Genomic DNA, 22,747 nt, shown 5'->3' with positions numbered 1-22,747 from the left:
TTGGTTTCGTTTTCAGTTCACTGGCAGCCTTGATGTAGGGCACAAAGGTGAGATGAATATTCAGCAGGTTGCTGTCACCCATCTCAAGCTTCATCTGCCGCATCGCTTCAAGAAAAGGGAGCGACTCGATATCGCCAATCGTCCCGCCGATCTCGGTAATAAGCACATCAAGATCCCCGTTTTTAGCCTGCTCGGCCATCCGATCCTTGATCTCATCAATCACATGTGGCACAACCTGAACCGTTGCCCCAAGATATTCGCCTCGACGCTCCTTGTCGATAACCGATTTATAGACCCGCCCCATCGTCAGATTTGAAGACTGCGTCGTCGACTCATCGAGAAAACGTTCGTAATGGCCAAGATCAAGGTCCGTCTCAGCTCCATCATCAGTCACATAGACCTCCCCGTGCTGGTAGGGCGACATCGTACCAGGGTCAACATTGATATAGGGATCATATTTCTGTATAGCCACCTTCAGGCCACGCGACTTCAGCAGCATCCCGAGAGAGGCCGACAGAATCCCTTTGCCGAGCGAGGAGATCACCCCGCCGGTCACAAAAATATGTTTCACATTTTTCGGTCGAGCCATGAAACCGTCCGTCCTTGATTAATGATAAATAAAAGCTATCGTTATTGTTCTGCCTCATGGGAACCGTCACAGAACGGATCCATACTTTCCCATGTTTGGCAGTGACTTAAAACAGGTCAATCTGACCATCAGGATCTTCCAGAAGCACATCAGAATCAACCTCTTCATCGCTCTTCGGCACTCGCGCCAGAGCAGAAATGATATCCCCGGCCATCAGCCTGACAAGCCTGACTCCGGAAGTGTTCCTGCCAGTCAACCGTATATCGGAGACATGCTGGCGATTCACGATACCCTGAGCTGTAATGATGATCAGATCGTCGTCATCATTGACATCCAACAGACCAATCAGTGCACCAACCTTTTCATGAGCCTTAAGGGTAATAACCCCGCGAGCACCGCGCCGCGTCAGTCGATAATCCTCCACACGACTTCTCTTGCCAAAACCGTTATCGGTAACAGCAAGCAGCGCCGTATCGAAGCGCTTGGTGGTCACCATTGAAATACACTTCTCACCCTCGTCAAGCGTGATACCCTTGACGCCCATGGCAGTACGTCCCATCGAGCGGATCTCAGCCTCGGGAAAGCGTACGACAAAACCGGAATTCTTGGCCAGAATAATCTGATGATCACCATCAGTCAGACGGGCATCAAGCAGCTCATCATGCTCATCAATAGTAATGGCAGCAATACCATTCTTTCTTGGATGAGAAAAATCTTCAAGCGGTGTTTTTTTCACGATACCATTGGTCGTCGCCATGACAATGAACCCCGGCTCATCAAAATTGCGGATATTGATGTAGGCTCTGATTTTCTCGCCCTGCTGCAACTCCATGATATTGGCCAGCGCACGACCCCTCGCAGCACGTCCAGCTTCAGGAATTTCGTACACTTTCAGCCAGTGACAACGGCCCCTGTTGGTGAAGAAGAGTATATAATTATGGGTCGAGGCAATAAACATATGCTCGACAAAATCGTCATGCTTGGCCTGAGCCCCTGTGACCCCTTTGCCACCCCGTGCCTGGCGGCGATAACCCGAAACCGGGAAACGCTTGATAAAGCCCTCATGGGTAATGGTGATCACCACATCTTCCTGGGCAATCATATCTTCGATGGAGAAATCACCCTCCTGCGGCACAATTTCAGTCCGGCGTTCATCACCATAGACCTCCCTGACCTTCAGCAACTCTTCGCGGATAATCTGCATCTGTTTCTCAGGACTGCCGAGAATAAAGCGCAGCTCCTCAATAAAGGCAAGTACCTCCGTGTACTCCAGATCGATCTTCTTGCGCTCCATCCCGGTCAGACGCTGCAGACGCATCTCAAGAATAGCCTTCGACTGCAACTCCGACAGTCCGAAACGCTCAATGAGCCTCTCCTGAGCCGTTGAGGCATCCGGTGATTCACGAATCGTTGAAATCACCTCGTCAAGGTTATCAAGACAGATCTTCAGTCCTTCAAGAATATGGGCCCGCTTTTCGGCTGTCGCAAGGTCAAATTGTGTACGGCGCAGAACAATCTCATTGCGATGCTTGATATAATAGACCATCATCTCCTTGAGATTGAGGATCCTCGGCACCCCATCAACCAGCGCAAGCATGATCACCCCGAACGTATCCTGCATCGGGGTATGCTTGTACAGGTTATTCAGAACAACCATAGCCACAGCATCCCGCTTCAGCTCAATCACCAGCCTCATGCCGTCACGGTCAGACTCATCGCGGATATCGGCAATACCTTCAATTTTTTTATCGTGCACCAGCTCAACGATTTTCTCGATCAGCCGCACCTTGTTCACCTGATAAGGAAGCTCTGTAACAACAATCGATTCCCGACTGTTTTTCGGAGTAATCTCAACAATGGCCCGCGCCCGGATCACAACCTTACCCCTGCCGGTCATATAAGCCGAACGAACACCCTCATAACCATAAATAATTCCGCCAGTTGGAAAATCAGGTGCGATCACATATTTCATGAGATCAGCCACTTCCAGTTCCGGATTTGCAATCAGGGCGATCATGCCATCAACAACCTCCCGGAGATTCTGGGGTGGAATATTGGTTGCCATACCGACCGCAATACCTGACGAACCATTCGCAAGGAGGTTGGGTATCGCCGACGGAAGAACCGTAGGCTCCTCAAGCGAGTCATCAAAATTAAGGGAAAAGTCAACGGTAGCCTTGTCGAGATCCTTCAGCATTTCCCCGGCAATGCTCTTCATGCGCACCTCCGTGTATCGCATGGCAGCAGGAGAGTCACCATCAACCGAACCAAAGTTTCCCTGACCGTCAATCAGGGGATAACGCATGGAAAACTCCTGCACCAGACGCACAAGACTGTCGTAGACAGCGGTATCGCCATGGGGATGGAACTTGCCAAGCACTTCACCAACAACACGGGCAGACTTTTTATGCGGTTTACCTGCCTGCAGACCAAGTTCGTGCATACCGAAAAGAACCCTTCGGTGAACCGGCTTCAGTCCATCCCGCACATCGGGCAGCGCACGACTGACAATGACCGACATCGAATAATCGAGATAAGAACCCCGCATTTCTTCTTCAATACTGATCGGGACTATTCTTTCGCGCTGCATAGGTAAATCCTGGGTGATAATTGATATAAATAACTCAACGGCGTAATGTATAAAAATCCGTCTGAATTCTGAACAATGCAGTACGCCTGAAAAGAGCTAACTGCAAAAAAATGTGGATAATATCAGCTCAGTGTAATTACAGGTGCATCCGACCAGAGGGATTCAAGGTCATAAAAATGGCGCTCATCCGGCATAAAAATATGCACAACAACATCGATATAGTCCAGGAGAATCCAGTGCATGGAATCCATTCCCTCAACATGCATCGGACGCTCGCCATCAACCTTGAGCTCATCAATAATATGCTCCGCTGCGGCCTTTGCCTTACGATCAGAATCGGCAGTCACAATCACAAAATAATCGGTAACCGATGTCAAACCCCGGAGATCAAGAATCTTGACCTCTTCACACTTTTTTTCCAGCGCCAGCTCAGCAGCCCTTCTTGCCAGCAGCTCACCAACAGCTACCTCTTTTACCTGTGTGGCACTCACCATCTCTTCCTCTTTCAAGCTACTCATAAACCTCTATCCTTCATAAATGAACTATATTTTACAACAACTTACCGCCAACAGGCAACAAAACAACCCCACTATGGCAATAATGGTAACTCCTCAACATACGAAAAAGCCAGCTCACTGACCGCAAAAAAAGCCGGGGAGTAATTCCGGCATGGACTGGATGGATATCGAAATCTTGCCGGATGTTGAGATGGCACCGTAACAGTATCACTCGCACAATGGGACAAAGGAGGCTTTGACAAAGGCATCACGACAACATACAGTAAAATCAACAACTGGAGAGCATGGACTTGCAGCTTCATTAAGCATTACATACCCAGCACGTCATCAGAGTTGTAATAAAGTCGTAAAACCGGCCTGTTCAAAATGGTCATCAGAAGTCAAGGCGAGTGTAATTCCTTTTTCTTTCATGACAAGGAATGATAGGCAATCCACCAAACCCCATTCTTTGTCATGATATTTCCCGAACATTATCAACCCTGATTCAAACTGCTCCTCAGAAACACAAACAATTTCGGTATGAATGTCATTCTTCAGTAATTGAATATAATTGAACGCTTTGCCTCGAAGATGAGGAGAAGAAAGCATGTTGGCAAACTCCATGAGAACCGCTGAAGTTGTAACAAGTCGGATCGGCTGTATGAGTGTTTTACTTATGCTTACAGCCTCTTGATGAAATTGATCTCTACTGTGAGTCAGGGCAACCAGATAGGATGTATCAAGGAAATAGATCATTTTTCCGACCTTTTAGATAGTCCGTAAAGATAGTGGTCCACATTAAGGGATAAATCTTCCGGACCCATATCCTCCGCCTGCTCTGCCAAAATATCCAGAACCGATTTTCCCTGAACTGGTTCAGCAAAAAAATGCTTGTCATCAAATTCCAGACGAATCTCATCAGTTTGGATAGTGCTCAAAAAACGCATCAGAGCTTCCTGCATCTTATCTTTATGAATAATAAGCTGTGTCATGTTTTCTCCCTTAAAAAATATGAACTGTATACATGATATCAACCAGTCCCTTAATTTACTCTGTTTGCCCGACTTTGTCCTTGAGATTGCATGAGATTATTTGACAACCTATCAGAGATTTCACTTTTATTATACAATTTTATCTTTCTGACAGCACATCGGATGACGCTGTTATTCCGCCAGCTTCATAACCATCTGAGACCAGCTCAAAAAGCCCTGTGTTGTTCTCCATATGAGGTACCTCTATGACTCAACATCACGAAGCTGTAGCAGCCCTATAGAAGAGTGGCACAGGTCGGCAGATATGGTGCTGGTTGTATACCGCATTTCAGATTCCAGTAGGCCCAAGATGGGTCGAAAATACAATCCTGTCCGGTTTTGCGCCAAGAAGGGGAAAAAGCGATCAACGACTACTCATTTCTCTTCATGATAGTATCAAAACAACACGGAATGACGTAAAAATTTTATTGAAAAATGCGCGAAATTATCTATTTTTCCAGAAGTAAACCATCAGATTTACTTCACATAAATTCCTTCACGACTATGCAAGATAAATGGAGTATTGCGTCTACCCTTTTCTCGGCAATAGGGTCTGTTGCAACTACAGTCTACAGCTACGTTGCTGTTTTAGATATTTTGAACAAATCAAAAAAGAGCGCGGGCCTTGACAGGAAAGGGCCTGCAATAAGTGGTGTAAAAAGCTTTTATAAACCCATATTCAAGTGGCTTACCTACCTCTTTGCAGCAATTGGAGCTATCACTGTAGCTATTAGTGCTTTCGTGAGTCTAGCTGTTATGGTTGTTCAAACCATAGCACCTGACTGGAATCCTGTCATGAAACTTCAAAAGGGGATGGCTTCCGGTGTCATGGCTGTGGTTGCACCACAGTTAACTGTTTCAGGTCCAGAAACACAACGGGTAGCCATACCGGAACCTACCTTGATTAAGCCATCTTATCGACCGGCAAAAATTGAGCCATTCACGGTTTCGCTCTCTCCGGCAACTATTGATAACGAAATCCATGTCAAGGCCACTATCAGGAACACCACCTCTCAGCCTGTTTATATTTCTCTAAACAACGCACAACGTCCGGTTTTAATCGATGATAGTTCTGGTCATACGTCTGAAATGTTATATCAAGAAGGGATCAGCATGAGTTCGTACGAAATGTCTGGGAAAGAACGGGAAGAGGGTACGTACACAAAAATCCCGCCCGGTGAAGCTTTGGCGATAGGCCTACACTTCAGTGTTTATCATCCAGCTCCTCAAAATGGAGGAACGGCTAATATAACATTCGGTTTTATATACTTATACGACGGCAAAGCAGAAAAAGTATCGAAAACACCGACCACTTCGTTCAGATAGATTTGAGGCCACTTTCTTGCGCCGTAATCTTTATCGGCCAAGGCGCAAGAAAGGCTGTGCCATTTTATCTTCTCCTTCAAAAAAAACATAATCGGCATCATCGAAACGCTTCTGTTTATTGATACATCAATTTCCGCCATTGGGAGTAAACATCTGCCGGTAATCGGGGGTAACTCCGTTAAGCTCTGCGGCATCGGCCCCGGCAAAGAGCCTTAGGGCTGCGGGGAAAAGGGATCTGGCGGAAAAGAGATCTGCCTCCCTGTAAACCGCACCGGAATCGGCGAGCAACGGGATAAGCTCATTGAGTCCACGCCCGACAACAACGGCTCCACCATTAACTAAAGAAATGGCAGCCACAACATCAGCAGCAGAACCTCGCTTGACCTCATCGTGCCAGAGGCCTGAAGCAAGCTCCTCAGGGAAATACGACGCATAGTAATACTCCCCTTTGCGGGATGGAATAACCGCCATTATGGAACCGGATTCAGCATGCAGTGAGGCGGCCATTGCCGGCATGGTGGGCACCGGAACAAGCGGGATTCCGAGGCCATAGGCAACCCCTTTGGCAATAGCCATCCCGATACGCAGTGCGGTAAAGGAGCCGGGGCCGGATGAAATAGCGATGGAGTCGAGCTGTTTGAGATCGAGAGCGCTTTCTGCCATCACCTGTTCGATCAAGGGAACAAGTGTTTCAGCAGCCTTCTTCCAGTCGGCGCTCCGGGCTTCGGTAACGACACCGGCGTTCGTGACCGCAACACTAAGGGCCGCATGGGTGCACTCTATGGCAAGAATATTCATCACGATTTGCGTTTAATAACAATTCTGCGGCTGTCGTTCCCGGCATATTCAAGGGTGACGGTTACGGTATAGCGCGTAGCATATTCCGGAAAACGGTCAGCCCACTCTACAAAGGAAAAATCACCGCTGGAGAGATATTCGTCGAAACCAATCCCTTCAAGCTCCTGCTGTGAGTTGATCCTGTAGAGATCGAAATGGTGCAGCGTTACCGGCTCGCCATCAAGAGAGCCCTCATAGATGTTCAAAAGGGGAAAGGTGGGACTTGAGAGCTGGTCGTCGCAGTTGAAATACTCCGTAACCCCCCGCATGAACTCGGTTTTGCCCGCGCCGAGCTGTCCACAGAGCGAAACCATGTCGCCAGGCTGAAGGGTTGCAGCAAACCGGCGGGCATACTGGCAGCTCTCTTCAGCGGAGAGGGAGAGAAACTCTTCGGTCATTACGAACTCTCAGTCAAGCGGGTTAAAAAGCATACCGGTCATCAGTTTCGGGTAAAAGAAGGTCGATTTCTGCGGCATCACCTCTCCCGTCTCCGATACGGAAAGAACCTGCTCAACGGTCGTTGGCTTGACCACAAATCCAACCTGAACCTTACCGGAATCAATCGCGTCGAACACTTCACGGTCATCCTTGACATACGTCAGGTTACTCTGCTTTGCCATCGCCTCCTGGGAGATGCCAAGCAATCTGAACAAGATAAGATCGTGCAGAAGCACCAGACCGAGGCGTTGCAGAGCTTCCGGACGGGCAGGATCAAGCAGGGGCTTTGGATCGGTTTTCAGGCAAATACCAAGAACCATGCCGGAAGTGACAACGCCGTAAGCATAACTCGATGGCTCTCCATCAAGAAATGCCTTCAGTGCGGCTCTGTCATGCAGTTCGGTTACGGTAAAAAACTCTGCAAGACGCGACTTCAGCAAAGCGGCATCGAACCCTTCGAGGCTGTGCACAAGGCGATGGATCGGGAAAATCAGCAGCCCTTCGTCATGAATGTTGGCCAGATAGGTCAAAATAAAGTTATAGGGCTCCTGGCCGGTATGAGAAGGGTTCGCTGCCGCACGCTCATTGCGATAGTTGACGCCGGTATCATAACGGTGATGGCCATCAGCAATATAGACCGCTCGATCCTGCAGCGACTGCTGGAACTGGCCGACAATCTCCGGATCAGTGATGCGCCACAGCCGGTTGCTCACTCCCTCGAAATGTGCATCAACAATCGGCTCATGGCTCTCGGTGAAAGCTTTCATCAGGCAATCCGCAGTTTTGCTTTCATCGGCATAGAGACCGAATATGCCGCTGATGTTGGTCTTCGTTTTTCTGAAGAGGTTGAGCCGATCGGCCTTGGGACCTGAAAGGGTTTTTTCGTGAGGCAGTACCTTCTTTTCCGAAAAATCATACAGGCGCATGGCGGCAAAAAAACCGCAGCGGGTATGCGAAACGCCGTCGGAATCCTCAAAAGTCTGAAAATAGGGATAAATGGCCGGAACGGAATCGTTCTGCAGTTCACCACCCTGAAGCCACTCAGCGAGACGCTCTGCGGCTGCGCTGTAGGGATCGGCCTCGAGTGGCAGTTCAAGACGTATGGCGTTGTAGGGTGAGCTGCCGTAGAGGCGCTGCTGAAAAGCTGCCGAAATGACATCATAAGGAGGGCAAATCAACTCTGATGCGCTTTTCAGCAGTTCGGGACTATAAAGAATCCCGTTAAAAGGTATAATTTCGGGCATGGAAAGCAACGATTAGATGTTAGTTTTCAGGGCAGATGCGTTGCCATGAGTGACAGGGACAAGATAGAAAAAGCAGTGAAAAAGGCACAAAGAAAGAGATTGAATACCCTCATCGCTCAAGGCATAAAAAAAGGAACTTCAAAGTCCCGAAAACTATTAGTATGTAGGGCGTAGCGACTGAAAATGGTCGGCTGCGCTTCTGTTTTTTATACTTTAGACCCCTGCAGTATCACATGAAAAAGATTTTGTGTTGTATCCCTCTTGTCACAGCGTTGATGCTGCTGACGGTCGGCATCACGTTGGCAGAATCGGCCAACAGCTCTTTTAACCTCGGATTTGAAAAGCATCAGCAAGGCGACCTTCCCACAGCCATAAGATTGTATTCAAAAGCCATTGAAATTAACCCCGCATTTGCCATGGCATTCCAAATGCGGGGCATCGCACAGCAGCAGTTAAAAAAATATCCGCAAGCCATCAGCGACTACACCATGGCGATAACCTTTGGTGACAACGCTTTCAAAAGTGTCAACTACTACAACCGGGGTATCGTAAAAAACATGACCGGCGATTTTACCGGGGCAATTGTTGATTTTTCCCAGACCATTGCGCTCGACAGAAAAATGGCTGAGGCATTTTTCCACAGAGGCATCGCAAAAAGTAAAATCGGTGACCTCGCCGGACGCTTTGATGACTTCCGCAATGCGGCACTCCTGCGCGATCATAACGCAGAAAGATGGCTGAACACCTATTATCCTGGATGGCGAGAACTGCCACCCTCTCCCGCGCCATAAAAAAAAAGGGCAGTCCCAAATTTACCGGAACTGCCCTTTCGTCTGCTATGAACGGTTTGTTATATCGCCTTTCCGCCACGCTCCCTTGTTCTGATACGGATGCACTCTTCAAGCGGGGTGATAAAGATCTTCCCGTCACCGATTTCACCAACACCATGACTTGCAGCGCTAATGATGGTATCGACCGTTATATCGACAAACTCATTATTGACGGCAATATCAAGTCGGATTTTTGGAATCAGGTTTGGCGCTATTTTCTGGCCGCGGTATATCTCAATATCCTCCTGTCGGCCATGGCCAGTTACACGACTGACGGTAATCCTTGTTATATCTGCCTGAATCAGTGCCTCGCGCACATGATCGAGCCTGTCAGGCTGAATGATTGCTGTAATAAGTTTCATTGCTACAGGTTAGTTAAGGTTGATAAGACCATATCCATGCTCACCGTGCATGCTGTGATCGAGACCGGACATTTCATCATCTTCGGAAATACGAAGGCCGATTGTTTTTTCAACAAGGAAAAGCAGAATGAAAGAGATCACTGCAGCATAGACAACCGTCACTCCTACGGCTGTTGCCTGAACACCAAGCTGCTGCCACATCGTCCAGCTATGATCAGCCGTTTTCGCTGCAGCATCGGCCATCCATGACGGACGAATAAAAAACACAAGCGCAATAGCGCCAACAATACCACCGACACCATGGACACCAAAAGCATCAAGGCTGTCATCATAACCAAGCTTGCTCTTGAGCAAAATTGCAGAGTAACAGAATATTGAAGCCAGCATACCGAGCGCAAACGCACCAACAGGCTGTACAACACCAGCGGCAGGTGTGATGGCAACAAGACCTGCAAGAATCCCTGAAGCAACACCAAGGCTGGTTGCTTTACCATGATGAAAAATCTCAATGACCATCCAGGTAAATGCACCTGAAGCCGCAGCCATCTGGGTCACTGTCAAAGCACGGGCAGTGGCAAGGTTACTCGCAATAGCACTTCCAGCGTTAAACCCGAACCAGCCGACCCACAAAAGACCCGCGCCAATCAAAGTCATCACCAGGTTGTTCGGTTGCATGACATTTTTTGGATAACCACGTCTTTTACCAAGATAGAGTGCAGCAACAAGCGCGGTAATACCCGAAGAGATATGCACAACAGTACCACCGGCAAAATCAATGGCACCCATTGCTCCAAGATTAAAAAGGAAACCATCAGCCGCCCAGACCCAATGGCAAATCGGACTGTAGACAAAAATACTCCAGAGAGCAATAAATACTGCATACCCCTTGAAATTAACCCTTTCAGCAAACGCACCAGCAATCAGAGCGGGCGTGATAATGGCAAACTTACCCTGGAACATCGCAAAGACATATTCAGGAATCTGTGTTGACATAATCGTGTCATCAATCCCCTGCAACATGAAATACTTGCTGTCCCACCCGATAAAACCGCCAAGAACACCGGGGCCGAAACTCAGCGCATAGCCAACCATCGGCCAGAGCACACCAATAATCACCATAGCGGCAAAACTGTGCATCATGGTACCAATCACATTCTTTGTCCGGACAAGTCCGCCATAAAACATGGCAAGTCCAGGAACCATAAGCAAAACAAGTGCTGTAGAAGTCAGCATCCACGACGTTGTTCCGGTATCGGTAACCACGGCATCAGCAGCATGAGCTGTTCCCTGAAACAACGATGCTGCCAGCAGAAACAGCAGTGTTGTTAAAAGTTTTTTTCTCATAACAAGATCAGATGAAATTAATGAAGCCTTAATAATTAATAGTAGCGACACATATGTAGTTATTTTTTTAACCAAAACCAAAAATTCAGCATCTTTTGTTACGCTAAGGTAGAATTTTTATGCTCTAACGCAAAAAAGCCCGGCAGCGTGCACATGCTGTCGGGCTTTTCTTTGCCATTGGGAAAGAACAAAGAGAGGTTACGATCTGACGAGAAAAACGCCAAGATCCTCGAAAAGCGCCTGCAAATCCTCCTCATGCTGAACCTCATCCTGGAGAATCTGTACCGCCAGATTATACGTTATCGGATCCTTGAAGCCGATCTCTTCGATAATACTGTTGTAAACATTGATGGCGCACTGCTCACCGGCAATGTTCTGCTCAAGGATCTTTTTGACAAAGGGATCGTCAGGAGCGGCATAACCGCAGTTCGACAACGAAAACCACTCGAGAGGAGAGGTAACAGGTTTTCCCCCAAGCTGAATAATCCGGGCGGATACCATATCAGCGTGACGAAGCTCATCTGCAGCATGTTGCAGAAGTTCGGCAATCACGGCATCTTTCATAGGGCCCTGAACCAGCTTTGCCCCAATCCAGTACTGATAGTAGGCAAGCCACTCATCAGCAAAAGCCTTGTTAAGCAACTCAAGAACACGGGGAAGATGCTCTCCAACTATTTCACGACCTCTTGTACCCATCTGCAGACTCCTTTTTAATTCGTTCGTTAAACAAGTTATTTCTTATTGGCAATCAAATCAGCTAAAGCATCAGAAAGTTTCGGATAGCGGAAGGCAAATCCGTGCTTCTGTAAAACTACAGGCTTTACTCTCTGGCCTTTTACCGCATACTCTCCTCCTTCACCCATCAGCATATCAACAGCAAACCGGGGTACCGGTAACAGAGATGGACGGCCAAGAACGGCTCCAAGCCCTTTGGCAAAATCATTCATGGAAACAGGTTGCGGACTGACCGCATTCATTGCTCCAGAGTAAGCCGCATTATCAAGGGCCTCAAGAATACAGGCAAGCTCGTCATCAATATGAATCCAGGAGATGCACTGAAGACCTGAACCAATGGGTCCGCCAAGAAAAAAGCGGAAGGGCGCAAGCATCTTCTGCAGCATCCCGCCTCTTGTCGTCAACACAATACCCGTCCTCAACAACACAAGGCGCACGCCACTCTTTTCAGCTTCAAGCGCCTCTTTTTCCCAGTCAAAACAGATTTTCGCAAGAAAATCGCTGCCCGCCCTGCCAGACTCGGAAATATCGGCCGTATCGTCACAACTGAAAAAGGAGCCATAATAACCAATGGCTGATGATGAGATAAATACCTGAGGTTTTTCCGACGCACTGGCAATGGCCGAAACGATATGACGGGTACCAAGAATTCTTGAATTATAACACTCCGCCTTGTGCTCCTCGCTCCAGCGACTTTCAAGCAAAGGTTTTCCGGCAAGATGAATGACAGCTTTGGCGCCATCAACAGAAGCGCTCCACTCACCGCTCGCCATCTCCGAATCCCACCTGACATAAGCCGCCGCTCCAGGAATTTTCAGAGAAGCTGCCTCAGGCGAACGAACAAGCAAAACGAGCTTCTCACCACGCTCAATCAGCCTCCGGGCAAGCTCAGCGCCTATCACACCGGTAGCTCCGGTAACAACAACATGACCTCGCATATACGTTTGTACAGTTTCAGTGAAGGAAAGGATATCCTGACAATCAAGAGACCTTTCCCTCAACGAACAGTGCTACATAATAATTCCCACGACCCTCTTGACTTAACCCTTTCTGCTTATTCGACCGTGACCGATTTTGCCAGATTTCGTGGACGGTCAACATTGCAGCCCCGTAATGTTGCAATATGATAGGCAAGAAGCTGCAAGGGAACCACTGTCAGAAGCGGCGTTATCGGCCCGGATGCCTGGGGAATATAGATGACCTCTTCGGTAAGACGACTGACCTCAGTATCTCCCTCACTTGCAATGGCAATAACCCGCCCTTTCCTGCTTCGCACCTCTTCAATGTTGCTAAGAATCTTGGCATAGGTATTGTCACGGGTAGCAAGAATAATGACTGGCATATCTTCGTCAATCAGGGCAATCGGACCATGCTTCATCTCCGCTGCAGGGTAACCTTCTGCATGAATATAGGAGATCTCCTTGAGCTTCAGGGCGCCTTCCAAGGCAACCGGAAAATTGAAGCCGCGTCCAAGATAGAGAAAGTTTTTTGCATCCTTGAAGCGCTCCGCTATCAATTTAATCTGGCTGTCGAGCTCAAGAATCCGCGCAACTTTTTCAGGAATCTCTGAAAGCTCCCTGAGATGCAAGGTAATCTCGCTGTCTGACATGGTTCTGCCCTTACTGAGCGACAGGGCTAACATATAGAGCATGGCCACCTGGGCTGTAAACGCTTTGGTTGAGGCAACACCGATTTCAGGCCCGGCATGGGTATACATACCACAAACGGTTTCACGGGCAATGGTGGAACCGACAACGTTACAGATCCCCATCACCATAGCGCCCTTTTCCTTGGCTGTGCGAAGTGCAGCAAGAGTATCAGCCGTTTCACCTGACTGGGAGATAACAATAACCACATCCTCAACTCCGACAAGAGGATTACGATACCGGAACTCCGAGGCGTAATCAACTTCGACAGGAATACGGGCAAACTCTTCAATAAGATATTCGCCAAGCAGAGCCGCGTGCCAACTCGTACCACAGGCACAGATCACAATACGTTTTGCCTGCTTCAGACGATCAAGATAGTCAGCTATCCCGCCAAGCCGTAGCCAACCTTCATCAAGGCGCACACGCCCACGCATAACATCATGCACCACCTCCGGCTGCTCAAAAATCTCCTTGAGCATAAAGTGTTCAAAACCACCTTTCTCTATTTTTTCCAGCGTAAAATCAAGCTCGGTTACCGTCTTTTGCTGTTCGATATTCTCAATTGATTTAACACAATAGCCTCCCCGTCTCACTACGGCAAGTTCTCCGTCAGCAAGGTAAACCACCTTTTTGGTATGCTCAACAATGGGGGCCGCATCAGAAGCAATGAAAAACTCCCCCAGTCCGATACCAATCACCAGAGGGCTCCCCTTGCGTGCAACAACGATTTTATCCGGTTCACGAGAAGAGACCACACAAAGACCATATGCGCCTTCAACATGACGAAGGGCGCTTCGGGTAGCCGATTCCAGATCCAACAACGGATCTTGCTTCCAGATCCAGTCAATCAGATGTACCAGCACCTCGGAATCCGTCGCACTCAAAAATTGATAACCTTCAGAAACAAGCTCCTGCTTCAGGGCCGAATAGTTTTCAATAATACCATTATGAATGATGGCGATATCCCCGGCAGCATTCAAATGGGGATGAGCATTACGATCACTGGGTTCACCATGGGTCGCCCAACGGGTATGGCCGATACCTGCCGTCGCGCCTTGCATTGAAGCTCTGAGCACCAAAGTATCCTTTTCAAGACCGCTGACACTCCCTTTCTGTTTCATAACTGTCAGGGTACTGCCGTTAAGCAAGGCAATCCCTGCAGAATCATAACCCCGGTATTCAAGCCGCTTCAACCCTTTCAAAAGCAGTGGTGAAGCTTCCTGCCACCCGATATAGCCGACAATTCCGCACATACAAACACTTTTTTAAAGTCAATAAGAACCGGAAAAACCCGGGAAGGGCTCTCCTGCTGAGATAATGCATGAATAGAACAAGCTCCCCCGAAAAAACAAGACTTATAGAATAGCTTTCATCACACTATGCATTTTTGATGCCTCTGCAGCGACCGCCCGTTCGTAGTCATCAATACCCGAAAAAGAGCCCGAAGGATAAATCAAGCTCCGGCTGACATTGATCACCGCACTTTGGCGGTTAGCGTCAACACCAAAATGAACCGTATCTTCAAGCGAACCTCCCTGTGCACCCACCCCGGGAATAAGCAGAAAAAGGTTGGGTGCCTCGCAACGTATCTCAGAAAGCAGAGCGCTTTTGGTCGCACCGACAACAACGCCGCCGTTTCCATTGCGATTCCATGAAGCAACCTTGTCAAGCACAGAACGGTAGAGTGGACGACCATCCTGCATCGCCTGCTCCTCAAAATCCACAGAGCCCTCATTGGAGGTCAAACAAAGCACAAAAAGCAGTTTATCCTCATAGGCAAAAAAAGGCTCAAGGGAATCAAACCCCATGTATGGAGCAACCGTAAGAGCATCAAAAGACCAGTGATCAAAAAAGGCTTGAGCATACATTTTACTGGTATTGCCAATATCTGCCCGTTTGGCATCAGCAATGGTCATGCAGACATCCGGAATCGAGCCAAGCGTTTTTTCCATATCGAGCAATCCGGCAATGCCCCGAGCCTCATAAAAAGCCGTATTCAGCTTGTAAGCTATCGCAACATCCGATGTCGCCCTTATGACGGCACGATTAAACTCAAGAACCGGATTCTCATACGGTAAAAAAACAGCAGGGATTTTCTCCGGATCACTGTCAAGCCCGACACACAAGAGCGATTTCAATGCTGAAATCCTGCAGTTTGCCTTATCCCGAACAACACTCATAAACTGTTCCTCTCAGGCTGTTTTAGAAAAGAAATTTATTACCCAAATAACACAGCGCAACAACACAAAGAGATGCAAAAAGGGCACTTTGAAACTTATAACCGGCAATTTTCATTTTACACCTGACCAATATATGATAATGTTTTCTTACGAGATGCTTCATTAAATAGAAGAATCCTGTAAATTGAAGCTCATGGATCCGCAAACTGTGAACACTGTACTGAGTCTTTTAATTTATAACCATGATTGTTGATTGATGGCAAAGAAACCGCTTAAACCTTCAAATCCCTATAAAAACGAACCTGAAAACAACATACCGCGACCGAAATTCTCGATTATGTATTATGTGGTCGTCATTGTTCTGCTCATAGGAGTGCAGCTTGCCTTTTTCTGGCAAGGCTCGACACAGGAGATACCCTACAGCACTTTCCGCAAACTTATTGCTGAAAACAAGATTGAATCGGTAAAAATAGCACCGGAAAAAATCTATATCAAACTCAAGCCAGGAGTTCAAACAGGCATTGCCGTAAAAGAACCGCCAAAGGATGGCCCTGGCATGCTCCTGCCTCAGTCAGCATCCAAACAGGATGAAATTTTTGTCAATCCGGTACGCGATGACACCCTCATCGAGCTGCTGGAAAGCAAGGGAATAAAATATCAGGGCATGGCGAGCAGTACATGGATCAGCGAACTGCTCCAGTGGATTCTCCCTTTCGGCCTGCTTATCGGTATCTACTTTTTTGTCTTCCGTCGTATGGGCGGACCGGGTTCACAATTCATGAATATCGGCAAAAACAAGGCCGCACTCTACGAAAACCTTGACGAGCACTCCCGCATCACCTTCAAGGATGTTGCTGGCCTCGACGAAGCAAAGGCTGAGGTGATGGAGGTCGTTGACTTCCTCAAAGATCCGAAAAAGTATACCACCCTTGGTGGCAAACTGCCTAAAGGTGTCCTGCTGGTAGGTCCTCCGGGTACTGGCAAAACCCTTCTTGCGAAAGCGGTTGCAGGCGAAGCGGACGTCCCGTTCTTCAGCATCAGCGGCTCGGACTTCGTAGAAATGTTTGTCGGCGTGGGAGCCGCAAGGGTACGCGACCTTTTTAAACAGGCAAAGGAAAAAGCGCCTTGTATCATCTTTATTGATGAAATTGACGCTGTTGGGCGAAGCCGCGGAAAGGGCGCCATGATGGGCGCCAATGATGAGCGGGAAAACACGCTCAACCAGTTGCTTGTTGAAATGGATGGATTTGCAACCGACAAGGGTGTCATTCTGATCGCCGCAACAAACCGCCCTGATGTGCTCGATTCAGCCCTGCTGCGACCCGGCCGTTTTGACCGCCAGATCATGGTTGATAAACCCGATCTCAAAGGACGTATCGACATTTTCAAGGTACACACCAAATCGCTCTCCCTTTCCGAAGATGTAAACCTGAAAGCGCTGGCCTCGCAGACTCCAGGGTTCGCAGGCGCGGAAATCGCCAATACAGCAAACGAAGCAGCGTTGCTCGCCTCACGCCGTAACAAGGTGAGCATTGAGATGAAAGACTTTGAAGATGCCATAGAGCGCTGTGTGGCAGGACTGGAAAAAAAGAACAAGGTCATCAATCCTCGTGAAAAGCAGATTGTCGCCTATCATGAAGCTGGCCATGCCATTGTGAGCTGGATGATGCCTGAAAACGACCCTGTTCAGAAAATCTCCATCGTTCCAAGAGGAATGAGTGCACTCGGCTATACCATGAACATACCGCTCGAAGACCGCTATCTGATGACAAAAAGCGAGTTGCTTGCCCGCATCTGCGGTCTTCTCGGCGGACGCATCGCCGAACAGATCATTTTCAGTGAAATTTCAACCGGAGCACAAAATGATCTTGAAAAGGTAACGAGCATCGCCTACAACATGGTCATGGTCTACGGAATGAGCGAGAAACTCGGCAACCTCTCCTTCTTCGAAAGCAATAATCCGTATTACGGAAGTCCCGGTATTGATAAGAAATATGGGGAAGAGACTGCCCGTCTCATTGATCGGGAAGTTATGGCTATCGTAGAAGAGTCTCGCCTGAGGGTGATGGATCTCCTGACAGTGAACCGCGAAAAACTCGAAAAGCTTGCGAGTGAATTGCTCTTGAAAGAGATGCTTCAATACCCCCAGATTGAGGAGATTCTTGGAAAACGTCCTGAAGGGCTTTTTCCTGTTCAGCCTGAAGAGGAGTTTGCTCCGGAAAATGGCACAGAAAGCTCCAGGAGTTCTGCCCTTCAGAACAACAGCGATCAGTTCAGCGACAAAGAGCAGGCCGAGCTTGAAGAGGCCGTCGCAAGACTCAGAGGGGAACGAAAAGCAGAGGAAAAGTAGCCCGGCAAGAGAAAAGAGGGAAAAGCGAAAAGGCAGGGAGTACCTGCCTTTTTGCCTCATTACTCTGGAGAGATGTGGGTCCCGAGGGATTCGAACCCCCGACCTACTGGGTGTAAACCAGCCGCTCTAACCAACTGAGCTAGGAACCCAATCGAGTGGGACTGATTATAACACTAATTCGCAGGAATTCAAAAAGAAAAAATGGATCCGATGATACTGCCAAAAGCGGTTATTTGTAAGCCTTCATGAAAAAGCATAACTTCAGGCCAATAAGTCACCAGCAACCCCTGCAACTTTTTTATTACTCATTATGAGATCATTAGCTATACTCGGATCAACCGGCTCAATCGGACTCAGTACCCTTGATGTTGTCAGGCAGCACCCTGAAAAATTCAAAATTGCCGGACTGGCCGAAGGTCACGATGTTGCATTGCTGGCGGAACAAATCAAAGAGTTCCTCCCGGCAGCGGTCTCCGTTCGGGATGCTGACTCGGTAAAAAAGTTGCAAACACTTCTTGGATCGCATAAACCGGAAATTTTTCACGGTCTCGAAGGAGCCGCAGCAATTGCTTCCGCCGAAGGAGTGGATATGGTCGTCTCTGCCATAGTCGGAGCCGCCGGTCTTTTGCCGACTGTCAGTGCAATCAAGGCTGGCAAACATATCGCCCTTGCAAACAAAGAGACGCTCGTCGTCGCAGGCAAGCTGGTCTCTGATCTGGTAAAAAAACATAACGTGCACTTACTGCCTGTTGACAGTGAACACTCAGCAATCTTCCAGTCACTTGCAGGCCACCGGGCAGAGGATGTTGAACGAATCATTTTGACCGCATCGGGCGGACCATTCCGCAACACTTCTGCTGAAGAGCTGAAAAATGTTACGCTTGAACAGGCGCTGAAACACCCGCAATGGACAATGGGGGCAAAAATCACCATTGACTCTGCAACCATGATGAACAAAGGCCTTGAAGTGATAGAGGCCCACTGGCTCTTTTCCATGCCTGCTGAAAAAATCGGGGTCGTCGTGCATCCACAAAGCATCATTCACTCCATGGTCGAATATATTGACGGCTGCGTTATCGCACAGCTTGGCTCGCCCGACATGCGTGCACCAATTGCCTATGCCCTCTCCTGGCCGGAACGCTCCGAAAGCGGCATCCACAAGCTTGATCTGCCAAAAATCGGAACGCTGACCTTTGAAGAGCCTGATATGGAGCGCTTCCCTGCACTCCGCCTTGCGTTTGAGGCGCTGAAAGCAGGCTTAACCTATCCGGCAGTGCTTAATGCCGCAAACGAGATCGCCGTAGCCGCATTCCTTGACAGAAAAATCGGATTTACCGACATCGCAGCAACGGTCGAAAAAACCATGCAGGCTCACGAAGCTTACGACCCGATCGAACTTGACGAATATCTCCAGGCCGACCGGTGGGCCCGCGAGATGGCTAAAAAATTTATTGCCTGACAGGGTAAACAAACCAGAACAAAAGGCCGCAGTACAGCTTGTACACCAGCATGATTGCAACAGCTTTTTTTATTGAAATAAAGGAACGTTATGGATTTTCTGAGCTCAGTATTCTTTTTCATTGTCGCCATCTTCATTCTCGTTACCGCACATGAACTTGGCCATTTTCTGACAGCAAAACTGTTCGGCATGAGGGTCGACAAGTTTTATATCGGATTTGACTTTTGGGAAAAGCGAATCTGGAGAAAGAAGATTGGCGAAACCGAATACGGTATTGGCGTCTTTCCTCTCGGCGGCTATGTCAAGATTGCCGGCATGGTCGATGAAAGCCTCGACACCAATTTTCAGGGCTCAGATCCCCAACCCTGGGAGTTCAGGGCCAAACCAGTCTGGCAGCGGCTGATTGTGCTTGCCGGAGGGGTCACCATGAACCTTATTCTCGCGGCAGTTATCTTTTTCGGCATAACCTTTGTGCTCGGAGAAGCCCGAACAAGTGTCAACACTCCTGCCTTCGTTGAAAAAGGATCCGTCTTTGAAACCATGGGCATGAAAACCGGCGACCGCCTGCAACTGGCAAACGGCAAAAAACTTGAAAGCTGGGAAGAGGCTCTCGATCCGGAGCTCTTCATCACCCCGTCGCTCAACTATACCATTCTTCGCGACCAGCAAAGCATCACCCTGAAGGCTCCATCAAACATCCTTTCAACTATCAACGAAACGCAGAGTCTCGGCATACGTCCAATCGTACCGCCACTCATCGACGAAGCTCTGGAAAACATGCCCGCCCAAAAAGCCGGAATACAATCCGGAGGACTCATTACGGCAATCAACGGCAAAACGGTCTCCGACTGGACGGAAGTTGTCGGGATCATCTCTGCACATGCCGCCAAACCCATCTCCATTACCTGGCACTACCTCAAACCTGTCGAAGGAGAGAAAATAACAGCGGCGCGAATCCGTACTGAAGGTAAAATATTTATCGCCACGGTCACACCCAATGAATCCGGAAAAATCGGTATTTCACTGAAACAGACGCTGGTAACAGAACGAAGAAAAGTCGGTATCACGGAATCGATGGTCAGCGGAGTGAACCAGACATGGAAAATGAGCGCCATGACCGTTCAGGGATTCGCCAAAATCTTCACGGGCAAGGAGGATTTTCGAAAATCAGTAGGCGGACCAATCAAGATTGCCAAAATAGCAAGCCAGAGCGCTGAACAGGGGCCTGTCAGCTTCCTTTTCTTTCTTGCCATGCTCTCCATCTCCCTGGCGATCATCAATATCCTGCCAGTTCCTGCCCTTGATGGCGGCCAATTCGTGCTGAATGCATTTGAAGGCATCATACGCAGGGAAATCCCTTTTGAAATCAAAATGCGCATCCAGCAGATCGGTATGGCCCTGCTGTTGTCACTTTTCGCATACATTCTCATCAACGATCTTTTCAACCCCTGAGGCTGACGCCCGGCATCAATGCTCGACAAACTGCAATCCATAAAAGAGAAACATCTTGATCTTGAACAACTGCTTTCTGACCCGAATGCGGCCGCCGATCAAGTCCGCTTCCGAAAACTCAACAAGGAGTACAGCGACCTCCGTGAAATCGTACAGGCCTACGACCTCTATGCTGCCACAAAAACAGAGCTTGATGAGTCACGCCAATTACTGAAAAGCGAAAGCGACGCAGAGATGAAAGAGCTTGTACAGGCTGAAATCAGCGAACTGCAGAAAAAGCTGCCAGAACTTGAGCAACAGCTCAAAATACTGCTCCTGCCAAAAGAAGAGGCCGATTCTCGCAACGTCATCATCGAAATCCGGGCGGGTACCGGCGGAGAAGAGGCCGCACTTTTTGCTGCTGACCTGACAAGAATGTACCAGCGGTATGCCGAACACCAGGGATGGCAGTGCGAAACACTGCACTTCAATGAAAGCTCCGTTCCTGGCGGATTCCGTGAAATTACCCTCAGTGTCAACGGCCATGATGTCTATGGCACCATGAAGTATGAAAGCGGTGTACACAGGGTACAGCGTGTCCCCGACACCGAAACACAGGGGCGTATTCATACCTCTGCGGTAAGCGTTGCCGTATTACCGGAAGCAGAGGAAGTCGATGTTGAGATCCGCCGTGAAGACCTGCGCTTCGACACCTATCGAAGCGGCGGAAAAGGGGGACAGAACGTCAACAAGGTAGAGACCGCAGTCAGAATCACCCACATGCCAACCGGCATAGTCTCTGCCTGCCAGGAGCAGCGCTCCCAGCTCCAGAACAAGGAGAGAGCCATGCAGATGCTCCGAACAAAACTGTACGACATCCAACTTGCCGAACAACAGCAGCAACGAGCCGATCTGCGCCGTTCGATGGTCACAACCGGAGACCGGAGCGCAAAAATCCGAACCTACAACTACCCGCAGTCGCGCGTAACAGACCACCGTATCGCCTTCACCAGCCACGCCCTTCCACAGATCCTGCAAGGCGACCTTCAGGATATCATCAATGCTCTCAAAATGCATGACCAGGCCGCACGTCTGCAGGCTGAGCTTGTATAAACGCTCCCTCTGCAAACAAAGCCAACCATTTGAAAAGGAGAGTTTGTCACAAATTCTCCTTATATTTTTGAAATGGATGAGAGCGTTGTGGGCATACTCGAATGAAATGAAACCTGTGGAACTACGATCATGGAAATGGATGCAACTGGAGTAAGCCGGGGAGACTGGATATTTCAAGGAGAATTTGATCAAACAACGGCCTACCTTTCGGACCAGAAAAAAATACTTGGCTTCAACCCCTTCTGTCACAGCGTTGAACTCACCAGCACTGAAAACGTCTACAAGTGGCTTTTTCGTGTTACCGATCCGCAAAGCAACCCTTTCGATATCATCTTTTTTGTTGAACAGAGTGAAGAGCTCCTGATAGAACTGCCTGAGAACGTCGAATGCTCTAACCCTGATGAGCTCTCCGAAGAGATGATCAAGCTCTACACCATCGGGAAAAAGGTGCAATGGAAGCACTACCCTGTCGCCTCCAGGATCGAGGATCCGGAAAAGTATCTTTTTGAGGGAAAAGCATTTGCCGATATGTACATGCATCCCGTTGAGGAAAACAAAACACGGGTTCAATTCGATTTAAAAATCGATGTCCGATTTATTCTTTACCCTGCCTTCCGGATCATTCCCGAAAAAATTCTTCACGCCATGACCAACGCCGGGATGTCGATGATCATGCAGACCGCGACAAACAAAATGTTTCACTCCATTACCAAAGACTTCGAAAGCATAAGGCAAGTATGAA

21 protein-coding genes and 1 tRNA gene (1 of these 22 only partly in view) are annotated in these 22,747 nt (G+C 48.5%); 7 read left to right on the top strand and 15 right to left on the bottom strand.

Annotation, left to right across the window (positions count from 1 at the left end):
* From pyrG to AC56AD_RS00440, 5 genes are all read right to left on the bottom strand, one after another.
* Positions 1–589: the start of a CTP synthase gene (pyrG, locus tag AC56AD_RS00460; protein WP_012506951.1), read on the bottom strand. 1,109 nt of this gene lie to the left of the window's left edge; only the first 589 of its 1,698 coding nucleotides appear in the window; it begins with the start codon at positions 587–589; its stop codon lies beyond the left edge, outside the window.
* Positions 590–695: 106 nt separating this feature from the next.
* A complete protein-coding gene (gyrA, locus tag AC56AD_RS00455; RefSeq protein WP_012506950.1) occupies positions 696–3,179 on the bottom strand; it encodes a DNA gyrase subunit A in 2,484 nt (827 codons plus the stop codon).
* Positions 3,180–3,301: 122 nt separating this feature from the next.
* The gene (gene rsfS, locus AC56AD_RS00450) at positions 3,302–3,697 is read right to left on the bottom strand and encodes a ribosome silencing factor (RefSeq protein WP_012506949.1); all 396 of its coding nucleotides are present in this window, start codon (positions 3,695–3,697) and stop codon (positions 3,302–3,304) included.
* A 327-nt stretch (positions 3,698–4,024) separates the two neighbouring features.
* Complete coding sequence (locus tag AC56AD_RS00445; RefSeq protein WP_012506948.1) at positions 4,025–4,432, bottom strand: type II toxin-antitoxin system VapC family toxin; 408 nt, start codon at positions 4,430–4,432, stop codon at positions 4,025–4,027.
* Complete coding sequence (locus tag AC56AD_RS00440; RefSeq protein WP_012506947.1) at positions 4,429–4,668, bottom strand: AbrB/MazE/SpoVT family DNA-binding domain-containing protein; 240 nt, start codon at positions 4,666–4,668, stop codon at positions 4,429–4,431. Before AC56AD_RS00440 ends, AC56AD_RS00445 begins: the two co-directional genes overlap by 4 nt.
* A gap of 543 nt (positions 4,669–5,211) precedes the next feature.
* Here AC56AD_RS00440 and AC56AD_RS00435 point away from each other — a divergent pair.
* Positions 5,212–6,033: a hypothetical protein gene (locus AC56AD_RS00435; protein ID WP_481859546.1), complete on the top strand. Its 822-nt coding sequence runs from the start codon at positions 5,212–5,214 to the stop codon at positions 6,031–6,033.
* A 126-nt stretch (positions 6,034–6,159) separates the two neighbouring features.
* Here AC56AD_RS00435 and tsaB read toward each other — a convergent pair whose 3' ends face one another.
* Genes tsaB through AC56AD_RS00420 form a run of 3 tightly spaced genes read right to left on the bottom strand, consistent with a single transcriptional unit; the run spans position 6,160 to position 8,552 of the window.
* Positions 6,160–6,831 carry a tRNA (adenosine(37)-N6)-threonylcarbamoyltransferase complex dimerization subunit type 1 TsaB gene (gene tsaB / locus AC56AD_RS00430; RefSeq protein WP_012506945.1) on the bottom strand — a complete coding sequence of 224 codons (672 nt, stop codon included), beginning with the start codon at positions 6,829–6,831 and terminating at the stop codon, positions 6,160–6,162.
* Entirely contained in the window at positions 6,831–7,268 is a 438-nt protein-coding gene (gene tsaE / locus AC56AD_RS00425; RefSeq protein WP_012506944.1) for a tRNA (adenosine(37)-N6)-threonylcarbamoyltransferase complex ATPase subunit type 1 TsaE, read from the bottom strand. Before tsaE ends, tsaB begins: the two co-directional genes overlap by 1 nt.
* 9 nt (positions 7,269–7,277) lie before the next feature.
* Positions 7,278–8,552, bottom strand: coding sequence for a DUF1015 domain-containing protein (locus AC56AD_RS00420; RefSeq protein WP_012506943.1), 1,275 nt, complete (start codon positions 8,550–8,552; stop codon positions 7,278–7,280).
* Positions 8,553–8,785: 233 nt separating this feature from the next.
* Between AC56AD_RS00420 and AC56AD_RS00415 the strand changes: the two genes are divergently transcribed.
* The gene (locus AC56AD_RS00415) at positions 8,786–9,343 is read left to right on the top strand and encodes a tetratricopeptide repeat protein (protein WP_012506942.1); all 558 of its coding nucleotides are present in this window, start codon (positions 8,786–8,788) and stop codon (positions 9,341–9,343) included.
* 59 nt (positions 9,344–9,402) lie between these two features.
* On the opposite strand, the gene AC56AD_RS00410 is transcribed toward AC56AD_RS00415, so the two are convergent.
* From AC56AD_RS00410 to pyrF, 6 genes are all read right to left on the bottom strand, one after another.
* Positions 9,403–9,744 (bottom strand): P-II family nitrogen regulator, encoded by a 342-nt coding sequence (locus tag AC56AD_RS00410; RefSeq protein WP_012506941.1) that lies wholly within the window; start codon positions 9,742–9,744, stop codon positions 9,403–9,405.
* Between the two features lie 9 nt (positions 9,745–9,753).
* On the bottom strand, positions 9,754–11,088 hold the full coding sequence (locus AC56AD_RS00405) for an ammonium transporter (protein ID WP_012506940.1): 1,335 nt from the start codon (positions 11,086–11,088) through the stop codon (positions 9,754–9,756).
* A gap of 198 nt (positions 11,089–11,286) precedes the next feature.
* On the bottom strand, positions 11,287–11,784 hold the full coding sequence (locus AC56AD_RS00400) for a ferritin-like domain-containing protein (protein ID WP_012506939.1): 498 nt from the start codon (positions 11,782–11,784) through the stop codon (positions 11,287–11,289).
* Positions 11,785–11,819: 35 nt separating this feature from the next.
* The gene (locus AC56AD_RS00395) at positions 11,820–12,761 is read right to left on the bottom strand and encodes a TIGR01777 family oxidoreductase (RefSeq protein WP_012506938.1); all 942 of its coding nucleotides are present in this window, start codon (positions 12,759–12,761) and stop codon (positions 11,820–11,822) included.
* A 116-nt stretch (positions 12,762–12,877) separates the two neighbouring features.
* Positions 12,878–14,725 (bottom strand): glutamine--fructose-6-phosphate transaminase (isomerizing), encoded by a 1,848-nt coding sequence (gene glmS / locus AC56AD_RS00390; RefSeq protein WP_012506937.1) that lies wholly within the window; start codon positions 14,723–14,725, stop codon positions 12,878–12,880.
* A gap of 102 nt (positions 14,726–14,827) precedes the next feature.
* Positions 14,828–15,652: an orotidine-5'-phosphate decarboxylase gene (gene pyrF / locus AC56AD_RS00385; protein WP_012506936.1), complete on the bottom strand. Its 825-nt coding sequence runs from the start codon at positions 15,650–15,652 to the stop codon at positions 14,828–14,830.
* A gap of 256 nt (positions 15,653–15,908) precedes the next feature.
* Between pyrF and ftsH the strand changes: the two genes are divergently transcribed.
* Positions 15,909–18,002: an ATP-dependent zinc metalloprotease FtsH gene (gene ftsH, locus AC56AD_RS00380; protein ID WP_012506935.1), complete on the top strand. Its 2,094-nt coding sequence runs from the start codon at positions 15,909–15,911 to the stop codon at positions 18,000–18,002.
* 75 nt (positions 18,003–18,077) lie between these two features.
* Here the strand turns inward: ftsH and AC56AD_RS00375 are convergent.
* Positions 18,078–18,151 (bottom strand) — tRNA-Val (locus tag AC56AD_RS00375).
* Between the two features lie 161 nt (positions 18,152–18,312).
* On the opposite strand from AC56AD_RS00375, the gene AC56AD_RS00370 reads away from it, so the two are divergent.
* The 4 genes from AC56AD_RS00370 (at position 18,313) to AC56AD_RS00355 (ending at position 22,746) form a co-directional block, all read left to right on the top strand.
* Complete coding sequence (locus tag AC56AD_RS00370; protein ID WP_012506934.1) at positions 18,313–19,461, top strand: 1-deoxy-D-xylulose-5-phosphate reductoisomerase; 1,149 nt, start codon at positions 18,313–18,315, stop codon at positions 19,459–19,461.
* A gap of 90 nt (positions 19,462–19,551) precedes the next feature.
* Positions 19,552–20,913, top strand: a complete 1,362-nt coding sequence (rseP, locus tag AC56AD_RS00365) for an RIP metalloprotease RseP (protein WP_012506933.1) — start codon at positions 19,552–19,554, stop codon at positions 20,911–20,913.
* 18 nt (positions 20,914–20,931) lie between these two features.
* Positions 20,932–22,005, top strand: coding sequence for a peptide chain release factor 1 (gene prfA / locus AC56AD_RS00360; protein WP_012506932.1), 1,074 nt, complete (start codon positions 20,932–20,934; stop codon positions 22,003–22,005).
* A 129-nt stretch (positions 22,006–22,134) separates the two neighbouring features.
* The gene (locus tag AC56AD_RS00355; protein ID WP_012506931.1) at positions 22,135–22,746 is read left to right on the top strand and encodes a DUF1997 domain-containing protein; all 612 of its coding nucleotides are present in this window, start codon (positions 22,135–22,137) and stop codon (positions 22,744–22,746) included.
* The last annotated feature ends 1 nt before the right edge of the window (position 22,747 follow it).

This window comes from Pelodictyon clathratiforme (genome assembly GCF_982375515.1).
The sequence above is the reverse complement of the archived record's forward strand: the minus strand, read 5'-3'. Positions and strand labels throughout refer to the sequence as shown.

Bases quoted from the DNA above. Each gene is read 5' to 3' on its own strand.
- gyrA (WP_012506950.1), bottom strand. From the start codon at position 3,179: ATGCAGCGCGAAAGAATAGTCCCGATCAGTATTGAAGAAGAAATGCGG.
- rsfS (WP_012506949.1), bottom strand. From the start codon at position 3,697: ATGAGTAGCTTGAAAGAGGAAGAGATGGTGAGTGCCACACAGGTAAAA.
- AC56AD_RS00445 (WP_012506948.1), bottom strand. From the start codon at position 4,432: ATGATCTATTTCCTTGATACATCCTATCTGGTTGCCCTGACTCACAGT.
- AC56AD_RS00440 (WP_012506947.1), bottom strand. From the start codon at position 4,668: ATGACACAGCTTATTATTCATAAAGATAAGATGCAGGAAGCTCTGATG.
- AC56AD_RS00435 (WP_481859546.1), top strand. From the start codon at position 5,212: ATGCAAGATAAATGGAGTATTGCGTCTACCCTTTTCTCGGCAATAGGG.
- tsaB (WP_012506945.1), bottom strand. From the start codon at position 6,831: ATGAATATTCTTGCCATAGAGTGCACCCATGCGGCCCTTAGTGTTGCG.
- tsaE (WP_012506944.1), bottom strand. From the start codon at position 7,268: ATGACCGAAGAGTTTCTCTCCCTCTCCGCTGAAGAGAGCTGCCAGTAT.
- AC56AD_RS00420 (WP_012506943.1), bottom strand. From the start codon at position 8,552: ATGCCCGAAATTATACCTTTTAACGGGATTCTTTATAGTCCCGAACTG.
- AC56AD_RS00415 (WP_012506942.1), top strand. From the start codon at position 8,786: ATGAAAAAGATTTTGTGTTGTATCCCTCTTGTCACAGCGTTGATGCTG.
- AC56AD_RS00410 (WP_012506941.1), bottom strand. From the start codon at position 9,744: ATGAAACTTATTACAGCAATCATTCAGCCTGACAGGCTCGATCATGTG.
- AC56AD_RS00405 (WP_012506940.1), bottom strand. From the start codon at position 11,088: ATGAGAAAAAAACTTTTAACAACACTGCTGTTTCTGCTGGCAGCATCG.
- AC56AD_RS00400 (WP_012506939.1), bottom strand. From the start codon at position 11,784: ATGGGTACAAGAGGTCGTGAAATAGTTGGAGAGCATCTTCCCCGTGTT.
- AC56AD_RS00395 (WP_012506938.1), bottom strand. From the start codon at position 12,761: ATGCGAGGTCATGTTGTTGTTACCGGAGCTACCGGTGTGATAGGCGCT.
- glmS (WP_012506937.1), bottom strand. From the start codon at position 14,725: ATGTGCGGAATTGTCGGCTATATCGGGTGGCAGGAAGCTTCACCACTG.
- pyrF (WP_012506936.1), bottom strand. From the start codon at position 15,652: ATGAGTGTTGTTCGGGATAAGGCAAACTGCAGGATTTCAGCATTGAAA.
- ftsH (WP_012506935.1), top strand. From the start codon at position 15,909: ATGGCAAAGAAACCGCTTAAACCTTCAAATCCCTATAAAAACGAACCT.
- AC56AD_RS00370 (WP_012506934.1), top strand. From the start codon at position 18,313: ATGAGATCATTAGCTATACTCGGATCAACCGGCTCAATCGGACTCAGT.
- rseP (WP_012506933.1), top strand. From the start codon at position 19,552: ATGGATTTTCTGAGCTCAGTATTCTTTTTCATTGTCGCCATCTTCATT.
- prfA (WP_012506932.1), top strand. From the start codon at position 20,932: ATGCTCGACAAACTGCAATCCATAAAAGAGAAACATCTTGATCTTGAA.
- AC56AD_RS00355 (WP_012506931.1), top strand. From the start codon at position 22,135: ATGGAAATGGATGCAACTGGAGTAAGCCGGGGAGACTGGATATTTCAA.